Source organism: Streptomyces sp. NPDC037054 (assembly GCF_055606745.1).
Map to the genome: position 1 here is coordinate 213,801 of NZ_JBVJSJ010000005.1, position 23,591 is coordinate 237,391.

The 23,591-nt window shown below is 72.5% G+C and carries 23 protein-coding genes; 14 read left to right on the forward strand and 9 right to left on the reverse strand.

Going from position 1 to position 23,591, the window contains the following annotated elements:
- Positions 1-18 precede the first annotated feature (18 nt).
- Positions 19-1,389 carry an MFS transporter gene (locus tag ACZ7D7_RS14400; protein WP_470824478.1) on the forward strand — a complete coding sequence of 457 codons (1,371 nt, stop codon included), beginning with the start codon at positions 19-21 and terminating at the stop codon, positions 1,387-1,389.
- 28 nt (positions 1,390-1,417) lie between these two features.
- Here the strand turns inward: ACZ7D7_RS14400 and ACZ7D7_RS14405 are convergent, their stop codons facing one another.
- Entirely contained in the window at positions 1,418-2,011 is a 594-nt protein-coding gene (locus tag ACZ7D7_RS14405; RefSeq protein ID WP_470824479.1) for a Uma2 family endonuclease, read from the reverse strand.
- A gap of 113 nt (positions 2,012-2,124) precedes the next feature.
- On the opposite strand from ACZ7D7_RS14405, the gene thpR reads away from it, so the two are divergent.
- A complete protein-coding gene (gene thpR, locus ACZ7D7_RS14410; RefSeq protein ID WP_470824481.1) occupies positions 2,125-2,697 on the forward strand; it encodes an RNA 2',3'-cyclic phosphodiesterase in 573 nt (190 codons plus the stop codon).
- Positions 2,698-3,044: 347 nt separating this feature from the next.
- Here thpR and ACZ7D7_RS14415 read toward each other — a convergent pair whose 3' ends face one another.
- Entirely contained in the window at positions 3,045-4,037 is a 993-nt protein-coding gene (locus ACZ7D7_RS14415) for an aldo/keto reductase (protein ID WP_470824482.1), read from the reverse strand.
- A gap of 205 nt (positions 4,038-4,242) precedes the next feature.
- Entirely contained in the window at positions 4,243-4,926 is a 684-nt protein-coding gene (locus ACZ7D7_RS14420; protein WP_470824483.1) for an SGNH/GDSL hydrolase family protein, read from the reverse strand.
- A 99-nt stretch (positions 4,927-5,025) separates the two neighbouring features.
- Here ACZ7D7_RS14420 and ACZ7D7_RS14425 point away from each other — a divergent pair, with 99 nt between their 5' ends.
- The gene (locus ACZ7D7_RS14425; RefSeq protein ID WP_470824484.1) at positions 5,026-6,000 is read left to right on the forward strand and encodes a WD40 repeat domain-containing protein; all 975 of its coding nucleotides are present in this window, start codon (positions 5,026-5,028) and stop codon (positions 5,998-6,000) included.
- Between the two features lie 62 nt (positions 6,001-6,062).
- Here the strand turns inward: ACZ7D7_RS14425 and ACZ7D7_RS14430 are convergent, their stop codons facing one another.
- Entirely contained in the window at positions 6,063-6,869 is an 807-nt protein-coding gene (locus ACZ7D7_RS14430; RefSeq protein ID WP_470824485.1) for a TetR/AcrR family transcriptional regulator, read from the reverse strand.
- A 107-nt stretch (positions 6,870-6,976) separates the two neighbouring features.
- Between ACZ7D7_RS14430 and ACZ7D7_RS14435 the strand changes: the two genes are divergently transcribed.
- The 5 genes from ACZ7D7_RS14435 (at position 6,977) to ACZ7D7_RS14455 (ending at position 11,805) form a co-directional block, all read left to right on the forward strand.
- The gene (locus tag ACZ7D7_RS14435) at positions 6,977-7,954 is read left to right on the forward strand and encodes an ATP-binding cassette domain-containing protein (RefSeq protein ID WP_470824487.1); all 978 of its coding nucleotides are present in this window, start codon (positions 6,977-6,979) and stop codon (positions 7,952-7,954) included.
- Positions 7,951-8,772 carry an ABC transporter permease gene (locus ACZ7D7_RS14440; protein WP_470824489.1) on the forward strand — a complete coding sequence of 274 codons (822 nt, stop codon included), beginning with the start codon at positions 7,951-7,953 and terminating at the stop codon, positions 8,770-8,772. The genes ACZ7D7_RS14435 and ACZ7D7_RS14440 overlap by 4 nt, the downstream gene beginning before the upstream one ends.
- Before the next feature lie 107 nt (positions 8,773-8,879).
- A complete protein-coding gene (locus ACZ7D7_RS14445; protein WP_470824490.1) occupies positions 8,880-9,359 on the forward strand; it encodes a hypothetical protein in 480 nt (159 codons plus the stop codon).
- Between the two features lie 423 nt (positions 9,360-9,782).
- Positions 9,783-11,033 carry a hypothetical protein gene (locus ACZ7D7_RS14450; protein WP_470824491.1) on the forward strand — a complete coding sequence of 417 codons (1,251 nt, stop codon included), beginning with the start codon at positions 9,783-9,785 and terminating at the stop codon, positions 11,031-11,033.
- Positions 11,017-11,805 carry an alpha-ketoglutarate-dependent dioxygenase AlkB gene (locus ACZ7D7_RS14455; RefSeq protein WP_470824493.1) on the forward strand — a complete coding sequence of 263 codons (789 nt, stop codon included), beginning with the start codon at positions 11,017-11,019 and terminating at the stop codon, positions 11,803-11,805. Before ACZ7D7_RS14450 ends, ACZ7D7_RS14455 begins: the two co-directional genes overlap by 17 nt.
- An 87-nt stretch (positions 11,806-11,892) precedes the next feature.
- Here ACZ7D7_RS14455 and ACZ7D7_RS14460 read toward each other — a convergent pair whose 3' ends face one another.
- Positions 11,893-12,474, reverse strand: coding sequence for a dihydrofolate reductase family protein (locus ACZ7D7_RS14460; RefSeq protein ID WP_470824494.1), 582 nt, complete (start codon positions 12,472-12,474; stop codon positions 11,893-11,895).
- Positions 12,475-12,699: 225 nt separating this feature from the next.
- On the opposite strand from ACZ7D7_RS14460, the gene ACZ7D7_RS14465 reads away from it, so the two are divergent.
- The gene (locus ACZ7D7_RS14465; protein WP_470824496.1) at positions 12,700-12,885 is read left to right on the forward strand and encodes a DUF397 domain-containing protein; all 186 of its coding nucleotides are present in this window, start codon (positions 12,700-12,702) and stop codon (positions 12,883-12,885) included.
- Positions 12,886-12,914: 29 nt separating this feature from the next.
- On the opposite strand, the gene ACZ7D7_RS14470 is transcribed toward ACZ7D7_RS14465, so the two are convergent.
- The 4 genes from ACZ7D7_RS14470 to serC all read right to left on the reverse strand — a co-directional run bounded on the left by ACZ7D7_RS14470 (position 12,915) and on the right by serC (position 15,219).
- A complete protein-coding gene (locus ACZ7D7_RS14470; protein ID WP_470824497.1) occupies positions 12,915-13,100 on the reverse strand; it encodes a DUF1737 domain-containing protein in 186 nt (61 codons plus the stop codon).
- A 57-nt stretch (positions 13,101-13,157) separates the two neighbouring features.
- Entirely contained in the window at positions 13,158-13,655 is a 498-nt protein-coding gene (locus tag ACZ7D7_RS14475) for a hypothetical protein (protein WP_470824499.1), read from the reverse strand.
- A gap of 29 nt (positions 13,656-13,684) precedes the next feature.
- On the reverse strand, positions 13,685-13,903 hold the full coding sequence (locus ACZ7D7_RS14480) for a hypothetical protein (RefSeq protein ID WP_470824500.1): 219 nt from the start codon (positions 13,901-13,903) through the stop codon (positions 13,685-13,687).
- 197 nt (positions 13,904-14,100) lie between these two features.
- Positions 14,101-15,219 carry a phosphoserine transaminase gene (gene serC, locus ACZ7D7_RS14485; RefSeq protein ID WP_470824501.1) on the reverse strand — a complete coding sequence of 373 codons (1,119 nt, stop codon included), beginning with the start codon at positions 15,217-15,219 and terminating at the stop codon, positions 14,101-14,103.
- 169 nt (positions 15,220-15,388) lie between these two features.
- Between serC and ACZ7D7_RS14490 the strand changes: the two genes are divergently transcribed.
- The 5 genes from ACZ7D7_RS14490 to ACZ7D7_RS14510 all read left to right on the forward strand — a co-directional run bounded on the left by ACZ7D7_RS14490 (position 15,389) and on the right by ACZ7D7_RS14510 (position 23,581).
- Complete coding sequence (locus ACZ7D7_RS14490) at positions 15,389-18,283, forward strand: FAD-binding and (Fe-S)-binding domain-containing protein (protein WP_470824502.1); 2,895 nt, start codon at positions 15,389-15,391, stop codon at positions 18,281-18,283.
- Between the two features lie 125 nt (positions 18,284-18,408).
- Positions 18,409-19,344, forward strand: a complete 936-nt coding sequence (locus ACZ7D7_RS14495) for an EamA family transporter (protein WP_470824503.1) — start codon at positions 18,409-18,411, stop codon at positions 19,342-19,344.
- 156 nt (positions 19,345-19,500) lie between these two features.
- Positions 19,501-20,295: a TIGR03084 family metal-binding protein gene (locus tag ACZ7D7_RS14500; protein ID WP_470824505.1), complete on the forward strand. Its 795-nt coding sequence runs from the start codon at positions 19,501-19,503 to the stop codon at positions 20,293-20,295.
- Positions 20,292-21,986: an acyclic terpene utilization AtuA family protein gene (locus ACZ7D7_RS14505; RefSeq protein WP_470824507.1), complete on the forward strand. Its 1,695-nt coding sequence runs from the start codon at positions 20,292-20,294 to the stop codon at positions 21,984-21,986. Before ACZ7D7_RS14500 ends, ACZ7D7_RS14505 begins: the two co-directional genes overlap by 4 nt.
- Positions 21,983-23,581, forward strand: coding sequence for an acyl-CoA carboxylase subunit beta (locus ACZ7D7_RS14510; RefSeq protein ID WP_470824508.1), 1,599 nt, complete (start codon positions 21,983-21,985; stop codon positions 23,579-23,581). Before ACZ7D7_RS14505 ends, ACZ7D7_RS14510 begins: the two co-directional genes overlap by 4 nt.
- The last annotated feature ends 10 nt before the right edge of the window (positions 23,582-23,591 follow it).

Genomic DNA, 23,591 nt, shown 5'->3' on the forward strand with positions numbered 1-23,591 from the left:
AAGAGGAGGCGAACCCTGTTGAGTCCGGGACCCGGAGCACACTCCGCACCCGCACCGCACCCCCACGACAAGCAGCCCACCCCCACCCCCGGCGCCGGCCGCGGCAGGACCTCGATGTTCAGCTCGCTGCGGATCAGGAACTACCGCCTGTTCTTCGCCGGCCAGGTCGTCTCCAACACCGGCACCTGGATGCAGCGCATCGCCCAGGACTGGCTGGTGCTCAGCCTCACCGGCTCCTCCACGGCCGTCGGCGTGACCACGGCCCTGCAGTTCCTGCCGATGCTCCTCTTCGGCCTCTACGGCGGCGTCCTCGTCGACCGCCTGCCCAAGCGGCCCGCCCTGCTGGTCACCCAGTCCTCGATGGCCGTCACCGGCCTCGCCCTCGCCTTCCTCACCCTCGGCGGTCACGTCGAGGTGTGGCACGTGTACGTCGCCGCGTTCGCCGTCGGCCTCGCCACCGTCGTCGACAACCCCGCCCGCCAGTCCTTCGTCTCCGAGATGGTCGGCCCCGGCCAGCTGCAGAACGCGGTCAGCCTCAACTCGGCGAACTTCCAGTCCGCCCGCCTAATCGGCCCCGCCGTCGCGGGCGTCATGATCACCGGCGTCGGCACCGGCTGGGCGTTCCTCGCCAACGGCCTGTCCTTCCTCGCGCCCATCGCCGGACTGCTGCTGATGCGCGGCCGCGACCTGCACACCGTGGAACGCGCCCCGCGCGGCAAGGGCCAGCTCCGCGAGGGCCTGCGCTACGTCGCGGGCCGCCCCGACCTGATCTGGCCCATCGTCCTGGTCGGCTTCGTCGGCACGTTCGCCTTCAACTTCCCCGTCTACCTCTCCGCGTTCGCGGACGACGTCTTCGCGGCGGGCGCGGGCTCCTACAGCATGTTCAACACGCTGATGGCGGTCGGCTCGGTGGCGGGCGCGCTGCTCGCCGCGCGGCGCGGCACCGCGCGGCTGAGGGTGCTGACGGCGGCGGCCGCGGTGTTCGGCGCGACCGAGATCGTGGCGTCCGTGACGCCGCAGCTGTGGATGTTCGCGCTGCTGATGATCCCGCTGGGCCTGTTCGGCATGACGGTCAACGTCACCGCCAACACCACCATCCAGATGGCCACCGACCCGGCCATGAGGGGCCGCGTCATGTCGCTGTACATGATGGTGTTCCTCGGCGGCTCCCCGGTCGGCGCCCCGATCGTCGGCTGGATCACCGACACCTACGGCGCCCGGGTCGGCCTCGCGGCCGGCGGCGCGATCGCGGCCACGGCGGCGGCGGTCATCGCCCTGATCCTGGCCAGGGTGGGCGGCCTGCGCCTCTCGGTGGGCTGGCGCCGCGGCCATCCCGAGGTCCGGTTCGTCCCGCGGGAACGGCGGGAGGAAATGGCGCGGGTGGCGTGAGAGGGCGGGGCGGTCAGTCGCGTCCCGCTCAGTCGCGGGGGAACTCGTCGGTCTTGAGGGTGAGGCCGACGACCGTGTCCGTGAGGTCGAGGTCGGTGCCGAACACGACGGTCAGCTCACTGAGGTACTCGCCCTTCTTGGGCTGGGTGTAGACGTGGCAGCGCCCCTGATAGGGGTCGGCGACGAGATAGACGGGGACCTCGGCCTCCGCGTACGCGTCCTTCTTCGGCCCGTAGTCGTTGGCGGCGGTTCCCTGGGAGATGACCTCGGCGACGAACTCGACGTCCTGGTAACGCCAGTGGCCCCGTTCGTCCTTCTCGGCGTTGTCGGAGAGGAGGGTGAGGTCCGCCGAGAAGCCGTTGAGGTGCCCGGGGTAGTCGATGCGCACGTCGGACTTCAGGCGCTTGCGCGCGTACGCCGCCCTCAGTTGGTCGTACACGGCCGCGATGATCTCCCAGTGGGTGTCCCGCTGCGGCGTCATGAAGATGTTCCCCCCGACGATCTCGGTCTTGTAGCCCTCGGGGAAAGGCGACTCCTCCAGCCACCTGAACATCGTGTCGAGCGTCAGCTCGTCACCGCTGTCGGCCATCTCGATCTCGATCCTGTCGTCGAGGACGGTCATCGTGGCGCTCCTCCCCGGCTGCCCCACGGATCAGTGCAGCCGCGCGGTACAACGATACGCACGGTGACCAGGGCACGCCTGGAGTCGGACAGGTCCGCTGGGAGACTGGGCGCATGAGACTCTTCGCCGCCGTGCTGCCGCCCGACGACGTCACGCGGGAGCTCGCCGCCGAGGTGGACGCGCTGCGGGCGCTGCCCGGCGCGGACGGCCTGCGCTGGACCGGCCGCCCCGGCTGGCACCTCACGCTCGCCTTCTACGGCGAGGTCGAGGACGACGTCGTTCCGGACCTGTCGGCCAGGCTGGCGAAGGCGGCCCGGCGCACCGAGCCCTTTCCGCTGGCCCTGCGCGGCGGCGGGCAGTTCGGGCGCGGGCGCGCCCTGTGGGCCGGGGCGCGGGGCGACCTGGACGCCCTCCGCCTGCTGGCCGGCCGGGCCGAGGCGGCCGCGCGCAAGGCGGGGGTGCCGATGGGGGAGCACCGGCGGTACAAGGCCCACCTGACGGTGGCGCGGTCGAGGGCCGCCGTGGACGTCGAGCCGTACCTGGCGGCCCTGGACGGGTTCACGTCCCGGACGTGGACCGTGCGGGACCTCGCCCTGGTCCGCAGCAACTTGCCGAGGTCGGGCGTGCCCGGCGAACAGCCCCGGTACGAGGCGGTCGCCCGCTGGCCACTGGGCGCGGCCGGTTAGGCTCGGTGCCGTGGACCCGAAGACCCGCAACCGGATCATGGCCGGTGTGCTCGTGCTGATGTTCGTGGTGGTGGCCGTGGCGGCGGCGCTGGGACGGTAACCGACGCCACCGCCACGCACCGCGAACGGTCCGGCCGACCCGGCTGGGTCCTCCGGACCCGCCGGACCGTCCGGACTCGCCGGACCGTCGGACCGTCCGGACTCGCCGGACCGTCGGACCGTCCGGACTCGCCGGACCGTCCGGACCCGCCGGGCCGTCCGGACCCGCTGGACTTGCTGGACCGTCGGACCCGCCGGGCCGTCCAGGCCGGCCGGAACGTCTCACCCGGTCGGACCGGCTGGAGCGATTACCAGGCGAACGCCTCCGGGGACGGCCCCGGCCCCGGGAAGATCTCGTCCAGCCCGGCCAGCAGTTCCTCGGACAGTTCCAGGTCCACGGCCCGCAGCGCCGACTCCAGTTGTTCGGCGGTGCGCGGTCCGACGATCGGGCCCGTCACGCCCGGCCGGGTCAGCAGCCACGCCAGCGCGGCCTCGCCCGGTGCCACGCCGTGCTTGTCGAGCAGGTCCTCGTAGGCCTGGATCCGCGCCCGTGCGGCGGGGTCGGCGAGGGTCTCGGCGGCCCGGCCGGAGGCGCGCCGGGCGCCCTGGACCTCCTTCTTGAGCACGCCGCCGAGCAGCCCGCCGTGCAGCGGCGACCACGGGATCACGCCGAGGCCGTAGTCCTGCGCGGCCGGAATGACCTCCATCTCGGCGCGGCGCTCGGCGAGGTTGTAGAGGCACTGCTCGCTGACCAGCCCGATGGTGCCGCCGCGGCGGGCGGCGATCTCGTTGGCCTGGGCGATCTTGTAACCGGGGAAGTTCGACGAGCCGGCGTACAGCACCTTGCCCTGCTGCACCAGCACGTCGATGGCCTGCCAGATCTCCTCGAACGGGGTGTTCCGGTCGATGTGGTGGAACTGGTACAGGTCGATGTGGTCGGTCCCGAGCCGCTTGAGGCTGGCGTCGACGGCCCGCCGGATGTTCACGGCGGACAGCTTGTCGTGGTTGGGCCAGGCGGCGCCGTCGGCGCCCATGTTGCCGTACACCTTGGTGGCCAGGACCACCTTGTCGCGGCGCCCGCCGCCCTTGGCGAACCAGCTGCCGATGATGCTCTCCGTGCGGCCCTTGTTCTCGCCCCAGCCGTACACGTTGGCGGTGTCGAAGAAGTTGATGCCCGCGTCCAGCGCCGCGTCCATGATGGCGTGACTGTCGGCCTCGTCGGTCTGCGGGCCGAAGTTCATCGTGCCGAGGACGAGTCGGCTGACCTTGAGTCCGGTGCGTCCGAGCTGCGTGTACTCCATGGTCCACAAGCCAACGTCTTGGAGTGCGCTCAAGGCAAGGGAGTCGTGGCGTCAGTCGCGGGGGAACCGGCTGGTGTCGAGGGTGAGACCGAGGAGCGTCGGTCTCCACGACGGTCGTCGTGGCGCTCCTCCCCGGCTGCCGACGCATCCGTGCAGCCGCGCGGTACAACGATACGCACGGTGACGAGGATGCGGCCGGATTCCGTCAGGCCCCGGGGTGCTCGTAGGGCTCGCCCAGGTCCCAGCCCTGGTGCATCGCGTCCGCGAAGGCCGCCGCGATGCGGTGTTCGCCCCTCTCGTTGGGGTGCGTGCCGTCGTACGTGTCCGTGTGGATGTCGTACGCGGGGAAGGGGGACGCCAGCAGCAGAGGGGAGCGGGACTCGTCCAGGTCGGCCGCCGTCTTCGCGAGGAGTTCGTTGAAGCGGGCGACCTGCTCGGCGAACGGGGCGTCGTGCTCGGCCCGGATGTTCGGGATCACCGGCAGCAGCACCATCCGCACCCGCGGTTTCGCCGCACGCGCCTCGGCGATGAACCGGCGCGCGTTCTCGGCGGTCTGCTCGGCGTTCGTGTAGAAGCCGAGGTCGATCAGGCCCAGGGAGACCAGCAGGACGTCGGCCCGGCAGGTGCGGACCGCGTCCCCGATCAGCGGGGCCATGTGCAGCCAGCCCTCGCCCCAGCCGGCCAGGTGGGCGCGCGGGAAGTCCGGGTCGGCGTAGGCGTACGACGTCGGGGCGTCGGCGGTCTTGTCGTACAGCGTCTCGCGCGGTCCGACGAGCGTGAACGGGCCGCCGTACGTCGCGCACAGGTGCTGCCACAGCCGGTGGCGCCACGTGTGTTCGCCCGCGCTGCCGATCGTCATCGAGTCACCGACGGGCATGAACCTGAGCATCCGCTCATCATGGACGATGCCCGCGCCCCCGGTCGTCCGACGGGGGTGTGAGTCCGGCCACCCCGCGTGAACAGGCCCCGGGGATGGCAGTCTTGGGGCATGCGCCGACCGCTCGCCCTGCTCGCCGGGGCCCTCCTCGTGGGTGCCCTGGCCGTGCCCGCGTCGCCCGCCTCCGCCGCCGACGGCGACGACGGGTTCACCATCAAGGACCCGCGCATCACCGAGTCCAGCGGGCTCGCCGCCTCCCGGCAGCACCCCGGCGTCTTCTGGACGCACAACGACCAGGACGAGGGCGCCCACCTCTACGCCGTCGACGGCGCCACCGGCGAGACCGTCGCGACGATCACCCTGGCCGGGGTGGGCACGCCGCGCGACGTGGAGGCGATCGCCGTCGGACCGGACAACGAGCTGTGGGTCGGGGACGTCGGCGACAACGACGGCGTCGTCTGGCCGTACGTGTGGGTGTACCGGCTGCCCGAGCCGAAGACGCTGAAGGACCGGACCGTGCGGGCGACGCAGTACGTCGTGAAGTACGCCGACGGGCCCCGCGACGCCGAGTCGCTCGTCGTCCACCCGAAGACCGGCCGCGTCTACATCATCGACAAGCAGGAGGACGGCGGGCACCTGTACGCGGGCCCGGCCGAGCTCTCCGCCTCCGGCGACAACGTCTTCCGGCCCGTCGCCCCCGTCGACCTGTGGGCCACCGACGCCGCCCTCTCGCCCGACGGCCGGCACCTCGCCGTACGCGGCTACTTCGGCGGCATCTGGTACGACTGGAACGGCGGCGGGATCAAGCGGCGCGGGCGCCTGAGCGTGCCCCTCCAGGGGCAGGGCGAGTCCGTCACGTACACGGCCGACGGCACGAAGCTCCTGTTCGGCAGCGAGGGCGTCGAGAGCCCCGTGCAGTCCGAGGACGCGCCCGGCGGTGACGCCGGGTCACCGTCCGGCGAAGGCGGCTCCGGCGGCGGCGCGGACGCCGACGGTGACGGCATCGGTCTCGGCACCGGCGCCCTCGCCGCAGCCGCCGCCTGCGCCGCGATCTTCGTCCTGCGCCGCCTGTTCCGCCGGGGCTGAGCCCTCGCCTCCGGGGCGACCCCCGCCTCGGGGGCGACCCCCGCCTCGGAGGTGCCCCCCCGTCACGTCTCCCCGCGCTGCCGCTCGCTCACCAGGACCTCGAGGCCGTCCAGGATGCGGCGCAGGCCGAAGCCGAAGTGGTCGAAGGCGGGGCTGAAGGTGTCCTCCGAGAGGGAGGCCAGCACCGGGTAGCGGCCGGAGGCCATGACCTGCTCCAGCACCGGATGCTGCGCCTCCCAGAACTGCGCGTCCGTCAGCCCCGACCGGCGCTCCGCCTCCTCCTGGTGCACCTGCGTGCGCGCGGCCCCGACGACGTACCCGTCGATCATGATGATCACCGACAGCAGCTCCGGGTCGGACAGCCCCATCGGCTTGATGCGGGCGAGGACGCTCTCCATGCCGTCCAGCGCGCCCGGGCCGAGGACCGGACGGCACTGGTTGACGTGCAGCAGCCAGGGGTGCCGCCGGTAGAGCGCGAGCGTGGCGTGGGCCAGCGCCTCCAGGGCCGCGCGCCAGCCGCCGTCGCCGAGGGCGTCCGGCTCCTGGCTCGGGCGCTGGACCCGGTCGAGCATCAGGTCGAGCAGCTCGGCCTTGCCGGGGACGTAGCGGTACAGCGACATGGTGCCGGTGCCGAGTTCGGTCGCGACCCGCCGCATCGACACCGCGTCCAGCCCTTCCGCATCCGCGATCCGGACGGCCGCTTCCACGATCCGGTCGAGGGTGAGGGTCGGCCGGGGGCCGCGACTGGGGCGGCGGCCGGTGTCCCAGAGCAGTTCGAGGGTGCGCGCGATGTCCCCGCTGCCGCTGGTCCCGGTGCTGCCCGCGCCCTTGTTGCCGGTGCCGCCGGTTCCGCTCGTACCGCTCGTCATGGGGTTCAGCTTATGTCCACGCGACAAAACTGAGTACGGCGTACGCGCAATCGGGTACGGTGTACCCAGTTGGTGAGCGGCGGCAGCCGGAGCAGTGGGAGGGGCACATGATCGGACACGACGGAGTCGACGCCTACGCGGTGCGGGCCGAGGCGCTGGAGAAGCGCTACGGCGAGAAACGCGCCCTGGACGGCTTCGACCTGGCCGTCCGCAAGGGCACCGTGCACGGCCTGCTCGGGCCGAACGGCGCCGGCAAGACCACCGCCGTGCGCATCCTGTCCACGCTCGTCCGGCTGGACGGCGGGCGGGCGGAGGTCGCCGGGCTCGACGTGGCCCGGCAGCCGCGCGAGGTGCGGGCCCGCATCGGGCTCACCGGCCAGTACGCGGCCGTGGACGAGGTGCTGACCGGCCGGCAGAACCTGGAGATGTTCGGCAGGCTGTTCCACCTCGGCGGCCGGCGCGCCGCGCTGCGGGCCGTCGAACTGCTGGAGCAGTTCGACCTGACCGACGCCGCCGACAAGGGCGTCGGCGAGTACAGCGGCGGCATGCGGCGCCGGCTGGACCTCGCCGCGTCCATGATCCTCGCCCCGGCCGTCCTCTTCCTCGACGAGCCGACGACCGGCCTCGACCCGCGCAGCCGGGGCGAAGTATGGGAATCGGTCCGGGAGTTGGTGGCGGGCGGCACAACCGTCCTGCTCACGACGCAGTACCTGGAGGAGGCCGACCGGCTGGCCTCGCGCATCACCGTCATCGACCGCGGCCGGGCCATCGCCGACGACACCCCGGACGGGCTGAAGAACCTGGTCGGCGGCGACCGCATCGAGGTCGTCGTCGCCGAACGCTCCGAGATACCGCGCGTGGTGAAGGCCGTCGCCCGCGTCGCCGACGGCGAACCCGAGGCGGACGAGGGCGAGTTGAGGGTGCACGCCCCGGTGACCGACCGGGTGGCGGCCCTGACGGACGTGGCGCGCACCCTTCAGGACGAGGGTGTGCGCGTGGAGGACATCGGGCTGCGCAGGCCCAGCCTCGACGACGTGTTCCTGCGCCTGACCGGACACCGCACGGAGAAGGAGGCCACCGCGTGAGCGCCGTCGACCTGACCACCCCGGCCGGCCGCGGCCGTACGTACTGGCTGCTCGCCGACTGCTGGAACATCGTGCGCCGCGGCCTGACCCACTACCGGCGCCAGCCCGTCAACATCGCCTGGCAGCTCGGCTTCCCGATCCTGTCGGTCCTGCTGTACGGGTATGTCTTCGGCAGCGCCATGAAGGTGCCCGGCGGCGGGGACTACAAGGACTTCCTGATGCCGGGGATGTTCGTGATGACGATGGCGTTCGGCTTCATCAACACGGCGACGGTCGTCGTGTACGACTCGACCAAGGGCGTCATCGACCGGTTCCGCTCCATGCCGATGGCCTCGTCCGCGGTCGTCGCCGGGCGCGGGGTCACCGATCTCGTCGTCGCCTGCGCCGAGTTGGCCATCATGATGCTGACGGCGCTGGCGATGGGCTGGCGCCCGGACGGCGGCTGGGGCTTCCTCGCGGCCTTCGGGCTCCTGCTGTGGCTGCGGTTCGCGCTGATCTGGATCGGCGTGTGGCTGGGCCTCCTGGTCCCCAACCCGGAGGCGGCGGGCGGCCTGTTCGCGGTCGCCTTCCCGCTGACGATGATCTCCAGCATCTTCGTCGCGCCGCAGCTCATGCCCGACTGGCTGGGCAGCCTCGCCGCCTGGAACCCCATCTCCTCCACGGCAGCCGCGACCCGCGACCTCTTCGGCACGCCGGCGGCCGGCGGCGACACCTGGGTGGAACAGCACGCGCTGCTGATGGCGACGGTGTGGCCGGTGATCCTGACGGCGATCTTCCTCCCGCTGGCGGTCCGCCGCTTCCAGGGGCTGAGCCGCTGAGCCCTGCCTCGGAGAGGGGCCGGTCGGCCTGCCGTGCCCCTCTCGGTCTCTCCCGTCCCTCTTGTGGGTGATGGCGTCCCGGAGGATTTCGAAGTAGTTTCAAAGTCATGCCGAAGGACAGCGCCGCAGTGAACTTCTCCGAGCTGGTGAACAAGAACAGGCAGACGCTTGCCCGGCTCAAGGAATCGTCCCGGCTGCTGTTGCACCGCCGGGACGGAGAGGATCTGGTGCTCACCACGGCGGCACGGGCCGAGCAGGACCAGACAGTGGTGTCCGCGGCCAGCCGGATACTGGCGGCGATGGCCCGCCGTGAGCCAGGCAGCATGGAACTGCTCCTGGACATACTTCCGGACGCCTTTCCCTGGGTCCGCTTCCTGCCCGAGGCCGACGTCCACGCGTTCGCCGTCGAACTGGTCGACACCATGCGCGCCGCCGACTCCGTAGGCAACAACGCGTCCGTCGCCCAGATGCTCATCGCCTGGCAGCACACGGCAGAGGTCCACTCGGATCCCGAACTCCTGGCCGCGCTGACCCGGGACCACTCCGAGGACTACGGTCCGGTGCGGGATCCGCGGGACGCCGTATGAGTGCACGTCGCGGCGAACGCGTGGCGCCTCCGGCTCCGGAGGGACAATGGGAGGTCCGTTTCGCGGACGCGGCCTCCGCCAAGGGGTGGGACTGCCTCGCCCAGCAGGCACGTGAGAACACGTACCGCGCCTGGGTGACCATGCGCACGAACCCCCGACCCGCCGTGGAGACGCCTCGCCATCATCGGCTGAAGGGCAGCCTGGCGCATGGAGCCCACCGGGGACGGACGTGCGAGCAGTGGCAGATCGAAGTGACGGCCGGGGGGCGGGTCTGGTACCTCCTGGACACTGCCCGCAGCACCTGCTGGATCACGTTCGCGGGTACGGGGCATCCGCGCGCCACGGACCGGGGGTGACATTCACTCAGCAGCACCGACATGCTGGGGGCTCAACGTCGTCGACACTCACGGGGGTTTGTCGTCCATGGCGCCCAGGCCGGGCATCCGTACTGCAGAGCTGACGGAAGCCCGTATCGAGGATGCGGGCAACGTACTGGTCGCGCCTTCGGCGTTGTGGGGTGATGACCTGGTCAGGGACTTCTTCGGGGCTGTGATCACGCCGGAGGACCTGGCGTCCGGGTCGGTCGGCCTCGCGGAGAAGACCGTCTACCTGTGCGGCGACATGTCCGGGATCAGCGGCGGCCGACTGCGCGCCGCTGACCGGGTGTTCGTCGTCCGGGAGCCGGCGCACGGTTACCGCGGGGCCGCCGACGGGCCCTGGACCCTCGTCGACCGCGGCCGGGTCCCCGTCCGTGTCCACGGCCTCGGCGTGTACTACCGACGCTTCTTCGGCCCCGGCACCGACTACTTCGAACAGATCGGCACGGAGCACGAGTTCCAGTCCCTGACGGAGTCCACCAAGCCCGGAACGGCCCACCGCAGCGGCATCTATCTCACGCCCGTCACACGGGACGGCGACGACCTGCACTTCCGCCTGCTCCGCTGCTCCACGAACCTCTCGGGCCCGACCGAGAACTTCCGCCCGACCGACACGCGCATCGTTCAGGAGCTGAACCGCGAGGCCGACACCGTCTTCCGGGACCACGCCCCGCTCAATCACGTCCTCGCGCAGATCTACCACAACACCCGTGCCACGCCCGGGCGCAAGCAGTCCAAGGCCCGGATCTCGTCCCACGCCGACAAGACCAAGGACATGCCCGCCAACGGCATCATGGCCTTCTGCACCTTCTACGACGGGCTCGACAAACTGGAGCCCCTGGCCGGGGACGCCTTCGGCCACGGCAGGAAGGGCGTCAGCGGACTGACCAGGCTCCACTTCCGCCTCAAGGAACCGACGGCGCGACGGGAGGACGGGGCCGCGCTCCCGGCGCAATTCTCCCTGACGCTCTGTCCGGGCTCGGTCTTCTTCATGCCGCTGTCCACCAACCGCCTGTACACGCACGAAATCCGGCCCTCCATGCTGGACGCCGAGTTGCTCCCGACCCGCCTGGGATACGTGGTCCGCTGTTCGGGCACCGAAGCCGTCCACAGGAACGGCCATACGTTCCTCAAAACGGCACGAGGCCCGGTGAAGCTGGAGCCGCCGACCCCGGCCGGCATGGCCGAATTGCGCAGGCTGTACGCCGAGGAGAACAGAACGTCGTCCTTCATCGACTACGGCGACGCATTCCCCTTCAGCATGAACTCGGGAGATTACCTTGCCCCCCGCGCCTAGGATCCCGGACGAGGTCCTCTCGTACGTCTTGCCGGCCGAGGCCGAATCCGGGGTCGAGGAGAACCCCTTCGCGGAGCCGTCCGCGTCGACTGCCTGGGAAGACGTGGGGAAAGGCCGCCGAGGCGCCGTGCTGACCAAGGTCGACGCGGCGGGCGACGTGCCTCTCGTGCGTACCACCACGCGCTACGGCAGCCCGGCGCAGCGTTTCCGCCCGGTGCACGAACGGCTGGCGCGACGAGTCCAGGAGGCTGCGGGACTTCCGGTCGGCTTCAACAACGCCCTCATCGAGACCTACACGAACGCCTGCACCACCATGGGCAGCCACTCGGACCAGGCTCTTGACCTGGCCGACGGTTCGTTCGTCGCGGTCTTCTCCTGTTACCGGAACCCTGAAGCGGGCGGGGTACGGAAGCTGATATTCGAATCAAAGGAGCGTGGCGGCGAGGAATTCGAGATCCCCCTTACCCACAACAGTGTCGTCGCGTTCTCCGTCGACACGAATCGGCGCCTGCGACACAAGATCGTACTGCCGCCGTCCGAGCGGGCGGCGGACAACCCATGGCTGGGCGTGACCTTCCGGACCTCGAAGACCTTCGTCCGCTTCCGCGACGGACACGCATATCTCCCCCAGGGCGAGCGCCTCACGCCGGCCGACGACGAGCAGAGGCGCGAGTTCTACGGAATGCGGCGCCGCGAGAACAACGAAACGGACTTCGCCTATCCGCCGCTGACGTACACGATCAGCGAGAGCGATGCGCTGCCGCCGGTCTGACTTCTTGGCCGGGCGGCAGGGGGCAGGGGAGCGCTGGGCGTTCGCGGTTCGGGGAGCAGGTCACGAGGGCGAGGGAGAGGTAGGAGTTCAACCGCGGTGCGGCGCAGGCCGGTACACGAGTTCCTGAATGCGGCCGTCGAACAGGCGGTGCTCGATCAGCTCCATATCGAAGTCGTCCGCGCCCTCGAAGACCCGGTAGGTCCCCGTCCGGCCGCTGATCACCGGGAAGATCGACAGCTGGACCCGGTCGACCAGGCCGGCGGCCATCAGCGCCCGGTTCATCGACAGGCTGCCGTGCGAGCGCAGCGGCACGGGGGAGGTCTCCTTGAGCCGGGCGACGACGTCGACGGCGTCCCCGCTCTCGATCGTCGCGTCCGGCCAGTCGAGGGGGCCCGTGAGCGTGCTCGACACCACCGTGGTCGGCATGCCGCGCATCCGGGAGTTCACCGGGTCGATGTCGGCCTCCGGGATGGGACCCAGCAACTGCATGAACTGCCGGATGGTGTTGGCCCCCAGCACCATCCGCTGATCCTCGCCCAGCACGGCACGGCGGTTCTCCAGGAACTCCGGGCCCTGCTTCCCCCAGTAGCCGCCCCAGTCCCCGCCGGGCCCGTAGGAGCCGAAGCCGTCGACGGTGGCGAAGACGTCCCAGGTGTATGTCGCGGTCATGATGCGTTCCTCGCGTCCGATTGATTGGGCCTCGTCCATACGGACCGGACACCCGGGTAAAACTCATCGCGCTCCCGGGCATCATCCGGGTTCGAGAGGCGCCAGACGAAGGGGCCCGGCACCCGCACCGGTCACCGCGGACCTACTACGATCGTCCGCGTTGACGCCGGACGCGAGCGCGAAACTCATCCGGGGCATACTGCGGCGCTTGAAGGAAGACTCATCGTGACTGAGGTTGTCAGCCCCTTCTGGAAGTCCTCGTACTCCGGGGCGGAGAACGCCTGCGTCGAAGTCGCCGACACGGCCCCCGGCGGCCGAGCCGTTCGTGACAGCAAGCAGCAGGACGGCCCCCTCCTCACCGTCTCCGGCGACAGCTGGCAGGCCTTCCTCCAGCAGTTCGTCACGCGTTAGCGAGGCCGGGGCCGGCCCACTGTCGGACCTTACGACCGTGCGGGCCAGACCAGCGCCTGGGCGAGGATCACCCGCTCCCCGTTGAAGGTCGCGGCGGGGCCCCCGTGCAGTTCGTAGCCGAGGGCCAGCGCCTCGCTCACGCGGCGGCAGAACGTCACGTCGTCCGGGCCGGTCAGGACGCGGTAGACGGGCAACTCGTCGGGCGGTGTGCTCATGAGGAGAAGGGTCTCAGGCCCGGCGCCCCGCCTCGCATCGGCCCGCCGCCCTCCACCTCAGCCCGCGGCGGCCTCCGCGTTCGCCTCCGCCTCCGCCATCCACGCGTTCAGCTGCTCCACGGTGGCGTCGGGGTCGGCGACCAGCGCGCCGAGGTCGTCGCCCTCGACGACCGTGGTCGCCAGGGCGGGGCAGCGGCGGCAGCCGTCCACGCCGACCTGCGCCCACCACTTGCAGTGAGCGCGCAGATGGCACCGCGGCACGTTCCGGCTCTCGTCCGCCGGCGTCGCCGTCACCCGCTCCACCAGGGTGCAGTCGTTGCCCCTGCGGTGCAGGCAGTTGCTGACGCAGTGCGACGCGAAGCGCAGCACTCGGGTCGGCCGGACGTCCGCCGGGATCACCGGGAGGACGTCCCCGGCCGGCACGGGGTCGGCCAGGTACACCAGCTCCCCGCCCTGCCCGGAGCGCACGCCCAGGACCACCGACTCCGGTGCGTCGGCCCTGCCACTCGGACACCAAGTCGTGCTCGTCGTCCCGGAACGGTCCGCGGTGCTCATCTCTGCCTCCTCCTCGGCCCGTTGGACCGCTACTCGATCCGGCCGGCGCAGCTCGGCGTGCAGTCGGCGGCCAGGCGCTCCTGCTCGACGGCCGCGTCGAGGTGCGTCTGCAACTGCGCGGACGTGATCTGGAGGGGCTGGGACGACGACTGCGCGGACGCGGCGGCAGCTCCGCCGAGTACGAGCGCGGCGGCCGCGGCGGTGGCCGCGGCGGCCTTGGCGGCGGGGCGACCCGATTGCTTCATCATGAACCTCCTGGATGTGCCTGCGATATCAGGGCGTACAGGCACGCTAGGAGGCGCCGAAGGCCGTCATCGGCAGTTGGTGCGGCTGTTCGGGGGCAGTTCCGGCCGCCGTGGGCGTCCCGGAAGAGGGGGCGGCGAGATGACGAAGGGCCCCGCGGACGTGACTCCGCGGGGCCCTTCCTGCCGTACCGCTACGGCGGTTACAGCTTCTCGATCACATAGTCGACGCACTTCGTCAGCGCCTCGACGTCCGCCGGGTCGATCGCCGGGAACATCGCCACGCGCAGCTGGTTGCGGCCCAGCTTGCGGTAGGGCTCGGTGTCCACGATGCCGTTGGCCCGCAGGACCTTCGCGACCGCAGCCGCGTCGACCTCGTCCGTGAAGTCGATCGTGCCGATCACGGCGGAGCGCTTGGCCGGGTCCGTGACGAACGGGTTGGCGAACTTCACGTCCTCCGCCCAGCCGTACAGCGTCCGCGCCGACGTCGCCGTGCGGCGCACCGCCCAGTCCAGGCCGCCCTGGCCGTTGAGCCACTCCAGCTGCTGGTTCAGCAGGAAGAGGGTGGACAGGGCCGGGGTGTTGTACGTCTGGTTCTTGCGGGAGTTGTCGATCGCCGTGGGCAGCGAGAAGAACTCCGGGACGTGGCGGCCGGACGCGTGGATCCGCTCGGCGCGCTCGATCGCGGCCGGCGAGAACACGCCGATCCACAGGCCGCCGTCGGAGGCGAAGGACTTCTGCGGGGCGAAGTAGTAGACGTCCGTCTCCGCGATGTCCACCGGCAGGCCGCCCGCGCCCGACGTGGCGTCGACCAGCACGAGCGCGCCCTCGTCGGCGCCCGTCACGCGCTTGATCGGCATGGCGACACCGGTCGAGGTCTCGTTGTGGGTGAACGCGTACACGTCCACGCCCGCCTCGGCGACCGGCTCCGGGTGCGTGCCCGGGTCGGCGGAGATGACGTCCGGATCGGCCAGCCAGGGGGCCAGCTTGGCCGCCTTGGCGAACTTGGAGGAGAACTCGCCGAAGCTGAGGTGCTGCGACTTGTTCTCGATCAGGCCGTGCGTCGCGATGTCCCAGAACGCGGTGGACCCGCCGTTGCCGAGGATCACCTCGTAGCCGTCGGGGAGCTGGAACAGCTCGCGGATGCCCTCGCGGACCTGGCCGACCAGGTTTTTCACGGGCGCCTGGCGGTGAGAGGTGCCGAGGAGGGACGTACCGGTCGCGGCCAGGGCGTCCAGCGCCTCCGTCCGCACCTTGGAGGGACCCGCGCCGAAACGACCGTCCGCGGGCTTGATGTCAGAGGGAATCCGGATCTCAGCCACGCAGGCGAGCGTAGCCGTTTCGGGAAACCTGGGCGAAACCTCGTCCGTCGGGTGAGACGACAACCGGCCCGATGCCGCCCCGCCCGCTCGTCCGTGTCGCCCCGCCCGCGCGGCCATGTCGCACCCGCCCGCTCTCGCCTCACCCCCGTACGGGCTGTTTCCTGGACGCATGACGGAATTCGAGAGCGAGCTGCGCGGGGCCGTCCGGGGCGAGGTGGGGTTCGGGGTCACGGACCGGGCGCTGGTCACCATGGACGCGTCCAACTACCGGCGGGTCCCGCTGGGCGTCGTGGCGCCGCGCGACGCCGACGACGTGGCCGCCGTACTGGAGATCTGCCGCACGCGCGGCGTGCCGGTCGTCGCGCGCGGCGGCGGGACGTCCATCGCCGGGCAGGCCACCGGCACCGGCGTCGTCCTCGACTTCACCCGGCACATGAACCGGCTGCTGTCGCTGGACCCCGCCGCCCGCACGGCCGTCGTCCAGCCCGGACTCGTCCTCGACCGCCTCCAGGACGCCGCCGCCCCGCACGGCCTGCGCTTCGGACCCGACCCGTCCACCCACAGCCGCTGCACCCTCGGCGGCATGATCGGCAACAACTCGTGCGGCTCCCATTCCGTCGCCTGGGGGACCACGGCGGACAGCGTGCGCGAACTGTCGGTGCTCACCGCGCGCGGCGAGCGGCTGCGGCTCGGGCAGGACTGGGCCGGCGCGCCGGACGGGCTGCGGTCCCTGGTCGACGGCGAACTGGCCCGGCTGCGCACCGGCTTCCCGGACCTGCCGCGCCGCATCTCCGGCTACGCGCTCGACGCCCTGCTCCCCGAGAACGGCGCCGACGTCGCCCGCGCGTTCTGCGGCTCCGAGGGCACCCTCGGCATCCTGACGGAGGCGGTCGTACGGCTCGTCGAGGCGCCACGCGCGCGTGCGCTCGCCGTCCTCGGCTACGCCGACGAGAGCGCGGCGGCCGAGGCAGCCGCCGGGCTGCTGCCGTACGGGCCGCTCACCGTGGAGGGCATGGCCGCCGACCTCGTGCCGGAGCCGGCCGCGCTGCCCAGGGGCGGCGCCTGGCTGTTCGTCGAGACCGGCGGGGACACGGCCGACGAGGCACGCGCGCGTGCGGAGAGCGTCGTGCGGGCCGCCGACGTCCTGGACTCCCTGGTGGTGACCGACCCCGCCGGGCAGCGCGCCCTGTGGCGCGTCCGCGAGGACGCGTCCGGCACGGCGACCCGCATGCCGGACGGCACCGAGGCCTGGCCCGGCTGGGAGGACTGCGCGGTGCCGCCCGCCCGGCTCGGCGCCTACCTGCGGGAGTTCCGGGGCCTGCTGTCGGACCACGGCCTGCGCGGCACGCCGTACGGGCACTTCGGCGACGGCTGCATCCACGTCCGCATCGACTTCGACCTGCTGACCGCCCCGGGCGTCGCCCGCTTCCGGCGCTTCTCCGAGGAACTCGCCGACCTCGTCGTGGCCCACGGCGGCTCCCTGTCCGGCGAGCACGGCGACGGACAGGCCCGCGCCGAACTGCTGCCGCGGATGTACGGCGCCGACATGGTGACGCTGTTCGAGCGGGCCAAGGGCGTCTGGGACCCCGACGACCTGCTCAACCCCGGCGTGCTCGTCCGCCCCGCGCCGCTGGACGCCGGTCTGCGCTTCGCGGTCCTGCCCCGCGAGCCCGTCGACGTGACGTTCGGCTACCCCGCCGACGGCGGCGACTTCTCCGCGGCCGTACGCCGCTGCGTCGGCGTCGCCAAATGCCGTACGACGTCGGTGACCGGCGCCGCCGTCATGTGCCCGTCGTTCCGCGCGACCGGCGAGGAGGAGCACTCCACGCGCGGGCGTGCCCGGCTGCTGCACGAGATGCTCGCCGGCGACGTCGTCACCGACGGCTGGCGGTCGACGGAGGTGCGGGACGCGCTCGACCTGTGCCTGTCCTGCAAGGGCTGCCGCTCCGACTGCCCGGTCGGCGTCGACATGGCCACGTACAAGGCCGAGTTCCTGCACCACCACTACGCGGGCCGCCGTCGCTCCGCCGCCCACGTCACGATGGGCCGGCTGCCGCAGTGGCTGGGCCGGGTGTCCCGGCTGCGGGCGGCGGCGCTGCTGAACGCGCTCGCGTCCGTGCGCCCCCTCGCGGCCCTCGCGAAGCGGATCGGCGGGATCGACGGGAAGCGGGAGATCCCGCGGCTGGCCCGGCGGACGTTCCGGGCGTGGTGGCGCACCCGGCGGACCCCTGCCGACGGCACAGGACCGCTCGTCGTGCTGTGGCCGGACACCTTCACCGAGCACCTGTCGCCGTCCGTCGGCCGGGCGGCCGTACGGGTCCTGGAGGCGGCGGGGCTGCGCGTGGCGCTGCCGCCGACGTTGCGGCTGCCGAACGCGCCGGTGGGCGACGGCCGGACGAGGTTCCTCGACCCCTTGGCCGTGCTGCGCGGCCGGTCCCGGGTCTGCTGCGGACTGACGTACGTCTCCACGGGGCAGCTCGACCGGGCCCGCGAGGTGATGCGCCGGACGCTCGACCTGATGACGCCGGTGCTGGAGGCCGGCGTCCCCGTGGTCGTCCTCGAACCGAGCTGCGCGGCGACCCTGCGCACGGACCTGCCGGAGCTGCTCCACGACGACCCGCGCGCGGCACGCCTCGCCGCCGTCGTGGTCACCTTCGCCGAGGCGCTGGAGCGGCTGGCCCTCGAGTGGACCCCGCCGCGCGTCGACCGCCCGGTGGCCGGTCAGACCCACTGCCACCAGCACGCCGTACTGGGCGACGCCGCCGACCGCGGGCTGCGCGCCGCCGCGGGCCTCACCGGCGAGCTGTCGGGCGGCTGCTGCGGACTCGCCGGCAACTTCGGCTTCGAGAAGGGCCACTACGAGGTCTCGGTGGCCTGCGCGGAGGACCAGCTGCTCCCGGCGGTACGGGCGGCCCCGGCCGGGGCGGAGATCCTGGCCGACGGCTACTCGTGCCGCACGCAGCTGGAGCAGCTCGCCGGGGTGCGGGCGCGCCACCTGGCTGAGGTGCTGGCGGAGGCGCTGGACCGGGGGTCGGCGGATCAGCGATCGGCCACCACCGACTGAGTACAGGCACAAACTCCCTTCACGCACCTGACGCGGTTCATTACCCTGGCTGGAGTCGTACAGCCCGGCGCGCGGACCCCCGAGGCCGGTCCCCGCTCCCCGCACCACGTCCCTGGAGGACCCCCGTGACCACGCCCAGCGCAGCCACCCCCGCGACGGGCCAGGGGCAGGGGGACGCGCCGGGCGGCGGCCCGCTCGGGCGGGGCGCCCTCGGACCGGTCGGCCTGGTCCTCGGCGGGGTGATATCCGTGCAGTTCGGCGGCGCCCTCGCGGTGACCCTGATGCCGCGGGCCGGTGCCCTCGGCATCGTGACGGTGCGGCTCGTGGTGGCGGCGCTCGTGCTGCTGGTCGTCTGCCGGCCCCGGCTGCGGGGCCACTCCCGCGCCGACTGGGGCACGGTGGCCGTCTTCGGTCTGACCATGGGCGCGATGAACGCCCTCTTCTACCAGGCCCTCGACCGCATCCCGCTCGGCCCGGCGGTCACCCTGGAGGTCCTCGGCCCGCTCGCGCTCTCCGTGCTGGCCTCGCGCCGCGCGATCAACCTCGTGTGGGCCGGTCTCGCGCTGGCGGGCGTGTTCCTGCTCGGCGGCGGGGGATTCGACAGCCTCGATCCGGTCGGCGCCGCGTTCGCGCTGGGAGCCGGCGTGATGTGGGCGGCGTACATCGTCTTCAGCGCCCGTACCGGCCGCCGCTTCCCGCAGGCCGACGGGCTGGCGCTGGCCATGGCGGTCGCGGCGGTCATGGCCCTGCCGCTGGGCTTCGCCGAGTCCGGCACCAAGCTGCTGAACCCGACGACGCTGGCCCTCGGCGGCGCGGTCGCCCTGCTCTCCTCGGTCCTGCCCTACACCCTCGAACTGCTCGCCCTGCGCCGCCTGCCCGCCTCCGCGTTCGCCGTCCTGATGAGCCTGGAGCCGGCCGTCGCCGCGACGGCGGGCTTCCTGGTCCTCGGCCAGGTCCTCACGGCGACGGAGGCGGCGGCCATCGCCCTGGTCGTCGTGGCGAGCATGGGTGCGGTGCGCACGCAGGTGGGCGGCAGGAAGAAGATCGAGCAGCCGGTGTAGCCCCGGTCTCTTCGGTGGGCACCTCCCAGAAGTACGTACGAAAATCATGCAAGCATGCTTGATTGTTTACGGTGCCGGTGCCATGCTCCTCAGCGCACCGCCCCGCACAACGCACCGCACCGCCCCGCACACCGCCGTGCCCGAGGGAGCGCCGCCGTGGCTGATCCGACGCCCGTGATCGACGACCTGCGCGAGGAGACCGAGGAGCTGGACCGGCTCGTGGCCGGTCTGACGCCCGAGCAGTGGGCCCTCGCCACCCCCGCACCGCGCTGGAGCATCGCGCACCAGATCGCCCACCTCGCGTGGACCGACCGTTCGGCGCTGGCCGCCGCCACCGACGAGGAACGCTTCCGCGCGCTGGTCGAGGAGGCCCTCGCCGCACCGGACCGCTACGTCGACGACGGCGCCGAGGAAGGCGCCCGGCTGCCGCCCCCGCAACTGCTCCAGGCCTGGCGGGACGGGCGCGCCGCCCTGGAGAAGGCGCTGCGCGCCGCCCCGCCCGGCGCCCGCTTCCCCTGGTACGGCCCGCCCATGTCGGCCGCCTCGATGGCCACCGCCCGCCTCATGGAGACCTGGGCCCACGGCTTGGACGTGGCCGACGCGCTCGGCGTCGTCCGCGCCCCCACCGCCCGGCTGCGGCACATCGCGCGGATCGGCGTACGGGCGCGGGACTACGCCTTCCACGTGCACGGCCTCACCCCGCCCGCCGGCGAGTTCCGCGTCGAACTGACCGGACCGGCGGGCGAGCTGTGGGCGTACGGCCCGGACGACGCGCCGCAACGCGTCACCGGCCCCGCCCTCGACTTCTGCCTCCTCGTCACCCAGCGCGCGCACCGCGCCGACCTCGCCGTACGGGCCGAGGGCGCCGACGCCGACCGGTGGCTCGGCATCGCGCAGGCCTTCGCCGGCCCGGCCGGCGCCGGGCGCCCGGCGAAGGGAGGCGCCCGGTGACCGCCGCCCCGCCGCCCCTGCGCATCGGCAACGCCTCCGGCTTCTACGGCGACCGCTTCGACGCCGTGCGCGAGATGCTCACCGGCGGCGAACTGGACGTCCTGACCGGCGACTACCTGGCCGAACTGACCATGCTCATCCTGGCCCGGGACCGCCTCAAGGACCCGTCGGCCGGATACGCCTGCACCTTCCTGCGGCAGATGGAGGAGTGCCTCGGCCTCGCCCACGAGCGGGGCGTCCGCCTCGTCACCAACGCCGGCGGACTGAACCCCGCCGGACTCGCCGACGAACTGCGCACGCTGGCCGAGCGGACCGGCGTCCCCGTCCGCGTCGCGCACGTCGAGGGCGACGACCTCACCGCCGCCCACCCCGGCACCCTCGCCGCCCACGCCTACCTCGGCGGCTTCGGGATCGCCGCGTGCCTGGAGGCCGGCGCGGACGTCGTCGTCACCGGGCGGGTGACCGACGCGGCCCTCGTCAGCGGGCCGGCCGCCGCCCACTTCGGCTGGGCGCCGGACGACCACGACCGGCTCGCGGGCGCGGTCGTCGCCGGGCACGTCCTGGAGTGCGGGACGCAGGCCACCGGCGGCAACTACGCCTTCTTCACCGAGACCGACCGCGACCTGCGGCGGCCCGGATTCCCCCTCGCCGAGATCCACGACGACGGCAGCTGCGTCATCACCAAGCACCCCGGCACCGGCGGCCTCGTCGACGTCGGCACCGTCACCGCCCAACTGCTGTACGAGACGGGCGGCGCCCGGTACGCCGGACCCGACGTCACCGCCCGTCTCGACAGCGTCCGGCTCAGCCGGGAAGGGCCCGACCGGGTGCGCGTCGAGGGCGTGCGCGGCGAGGCACCGCCCCCGGCCCTCAAGGTCGGCCTCAACCGGCTCGGCGGCTTCCGCAACGAGGTCACCTTCGTCCTCACCGGTCTCGACATCGAGGCCAAGGCCGCGCTGGTGCGCGAGCAGGTGACCGACGCGCTCGCCAAGTCCCCGCCGCGCGAGGTGCGCTGGGACCTCGTGCGCACCGACCGGCCCGACGCGCCCACCGAGGAGACCGCGAGCGCGCTGCTGCGGCTCGTCGTCCGCGACCCCGACCAGGCCGTCGTGGGGCGGGCGTTGAGCGGCGCCGCCGTCGAACTCGCGCTGGCCAGTTACCCCGGCTTCCACGTGACCGCCCCGCCCGGGAAAGCGAGCCCGTACGGCGTCTTCGAGGCGGCCCACGTCGAGCACGGCGCCGTGCGGCACAGCGCCGTCCTGCCCGACGGCAGCCGGGCCGAGGTGCCGCCGCCTCCCGGCTTCCGTCCCCTTCAGGACGTGCCCGAGCCCGAGCCGCCCGCGCCGCTTCCCCCCGGACCCACCCGGCGGGCCCCGCTCGGGCTCGTCGCCGGGGCCCGCAGCGGCGACAAGGGCGGGGACGCCAACGTCGGCGTGTGGGTGCGCGACGACGACGCCTGGCGGTGGCTGGCGCACGAACTCACCGTCGAACGGTTCCGGGAGCTGCTCCCCGAGAGCCGCGAACTGCCCGTCGTACGGCACGTGTTGCCGAACCTCCGCGCCCTCAACTTCGTCGTCGGCGGCATCCTCGGCGCCGGCGTCGCCGCCCAGCACCGCTTCGACCCGCAGGCCAAGGCGCTCGGCGAATGGCTGCGCTCCCGCCACCTGGACATCCCGGAGGCCCTGTTGTGACCGTCCTGTCCTCGGCCCTGGACCCGGCCGCCCCCGAACACCGGGCGAACCGCGAGGCCATGCTCGCCAGGCTCGCCGAACTCGACGCCGAACACGCCAAGGCCCTCGCCGGCGGCGGCCCGAAATACGTCGAGCGGCACCGCGGACGCGGCAAACTCCTCGCCCGCGAGCGCATCGAGCTGCTGCTCGACCCCGACACGCCCTTCCTGGAGCTGTCGCCGCTGGCCGCCTGGGGCAGCGACTACACCGTGGGCGCCTCCCTCGTCACCGGCATCGGCGTCGTCGAGGGCGTCGAATGCCTCATCACCGCCAACGACCCGACCGTGCGCGGCGGCGCCAGCAACCCGTGGTCGCTGAAGAAGGCGCTGCGGGCCAACGACATCGCCCTCGCCAACCGGCTGCCCGTGATCAGCCTCGTCGAGTCCGGCGGCGCCGACCTGCCCTCGCAGAAGGAGATCTTCATCCCCGGCGGCGCCATCTTCCGCGACCTCACGCGGCTCTCGGCGGCCGGCATCCCCACTCTCGCCGTCGTCTTCGGCAACTCCACGGCCGGCGGCGCGTACGTCCCCGGCATGTCCGACCACGTCATCATGGTCAAGGAACGCGCCAAGGTGTTCCTCGGCGGGCCGCCCCTGGTCAAGATGGCCACCGGCGAGGAGAGCGACGACGAGTCCCTCGGCGGCGCCGAGATGCACGCCCGCACCTCCGGCCTCGCCGACCACTTCGCCGTGGACGAGCCGGACGCCCTGCGCCAGGCCCGCCGCGTCGTCGCCCGCCTCAACCACCGCAAGGCGTACGCCGATCCCGCCCCCGCCGAACCGCCCAAGTACGACCCGGAGGAACTCCTCGGCATCGTCCCCGGCGACCTGAAGGTGCCCTTCGACCCGCGCGAGGTGATCGCCCGGATCGTCGACGGCTCCGACTTCGACGAGTTCAAACCGCTCTACGGCACGAGCCTGACCACCGGCTGGGCCGCCCTGCACGGCTACCCCGTCGGCATCCTCGCCAACGCTCGAGGCGTCCTGTTCAGCGAGGAGTCGCAGAAGGCGGCCCAGTTCATCCAGCTCGCCAACCAGCGCGACATCCCCCTGCTGTTCCTGCACAACACCACCGGCTACATGGTCGGCAAGGAGTACGAACAGGGCGGCATCATCAAGCACGGCGCCATGATGATCAACGCCGTCAGCAACTCCCGCGTGCCCCACCTGTCCGTCCTCATGGGCGCCTCCTACGGCGCCGGCCACTACGGCATGTGCGGGCGCGCCTACGACCCGCGCTTCCTGTTCGCCTGGCCCAGCGCCAAGTCCGCCGTCATGGGCCCGCAGCAGCTCGCCGGTGTCCTGTCCATCGTCGCCCGCCAGTCGGCCGCCGCCAAGGGCCGCCCCTACGACGACGAGGCCGACGCGGCGCTGCGCGCCATGGTCGAGCAGCAGATCGAGTCCGAGTCCCTGCCGATGTTCCTGTCCGGGCGGCTGTACGACGACGGCGTCATCGACCCGCGCGACACCCGCACCGTCCTCGGCCTGTGCCTGTCCGCCATCCACACCGCCCCCTTCGAGGGCGCGCGGGGCGGCTTCGGCGTCTTCCGGATGTGAAGGGCCCACC

Coding starts and splice junctions, on each gene's coding strand:
- ACZ7D7_RS14445 (WP_470824490.1), top strand. CDS start 8,880: ATGCCGAAGGACAGCGCCGCAGTGAACTTCTCCGAGCTGGTGAACAAG.
- ACZ7D7_RS14490 (WP_470824502.1), top strand. CDS start 15,389: ATGACGGAATTCGAGAGCGAGCTGCGCGGGGCCGTCCGGGGCGAGGTG.
- ACZ7D7_RS14470 (WP_470824497.1), bottom strand. CDS start 13,100: ATGAGCACACCGCCCGACGAGTTGCCCGTCTACCGCGTCCTGACCGGC.
- ACZ7D7_RS14405 (WP_470824479.1), bottom strand. CDS start 2,011: ATGACCGTCCTCGACGACAGGATCGAGATCGAGATGGCCGACAGCGGT.
- ACZ7D7_RS14460 (WP_470824494.1), bottom strand. CDS start 12,474: ATGACCGCGACATACACCTGGGACGTCTTCGCCACCGTCGACGGCTTC.
- ACZ7D7_RS14415 (WP_470824482.1), bottom strand. CDS start 4,037: ATGGAGTACACGCAGCTCGGACGCACCGGACTCAAGGTCAGCCGACTC.
- thpR (WP_470824481.1), top strand. CDS start 2,125: ATGAGACTCTTCGCCGCCGTGCTGCCGCCCGACGACGTCACGCGGGAG.
- ACZ7D7_RS14480 (WP_470824500.1), bottom strand. CDS start 13,903: ATGATGAAGCAATCGGGTCGCCCCGCCGCCAAGGCCGCCGCGGCCACC.
- ACZ7D7_RS14430 (WP_470824485.1), bottom strand. CDS start 6,869: ATGACGAGCGGTACGAGCGGAACCGGCGGCACCGGCAACAAGGGCGCG.
- ACZ7D7_RS14425 (WP_470824484.1), top strand. CDS start 5,026: ATGCGCCGACCGCTCGCCCTGCTCGCCGGGGCCCTCCTCGTGGGTGCC.
- ACZ7D7_RS14475 (WP_470824499.1), bottom strand. CDS start 13,655: ATGAGCACCGCGGACCGTTCCGGGACGACGAGCACGACTTGGTGTCCG.
- ACZ7D7_RS14450 (WP_470824491.1), top strand. CDS start 9,783: ATGGCGCCCAGGCCGGGCATCCGTACTGCAGAGCTGACGGAAGCCCGT.
- ACZ7D7_RS14435 (WP_470824487.1), top strand. CDS start 6,977: ATGATCGGACACGACGGAGTCGACGCCTACGCGGTGCGGGCCGAGGCG.
- ACZ7D7_RS14420 (WP_470824483.1), bottom strand. CDS start 4,926: ATGCTCAGGTTCATGCCCGTCGGTGACTCGATGACGATCGGCAGCGCG.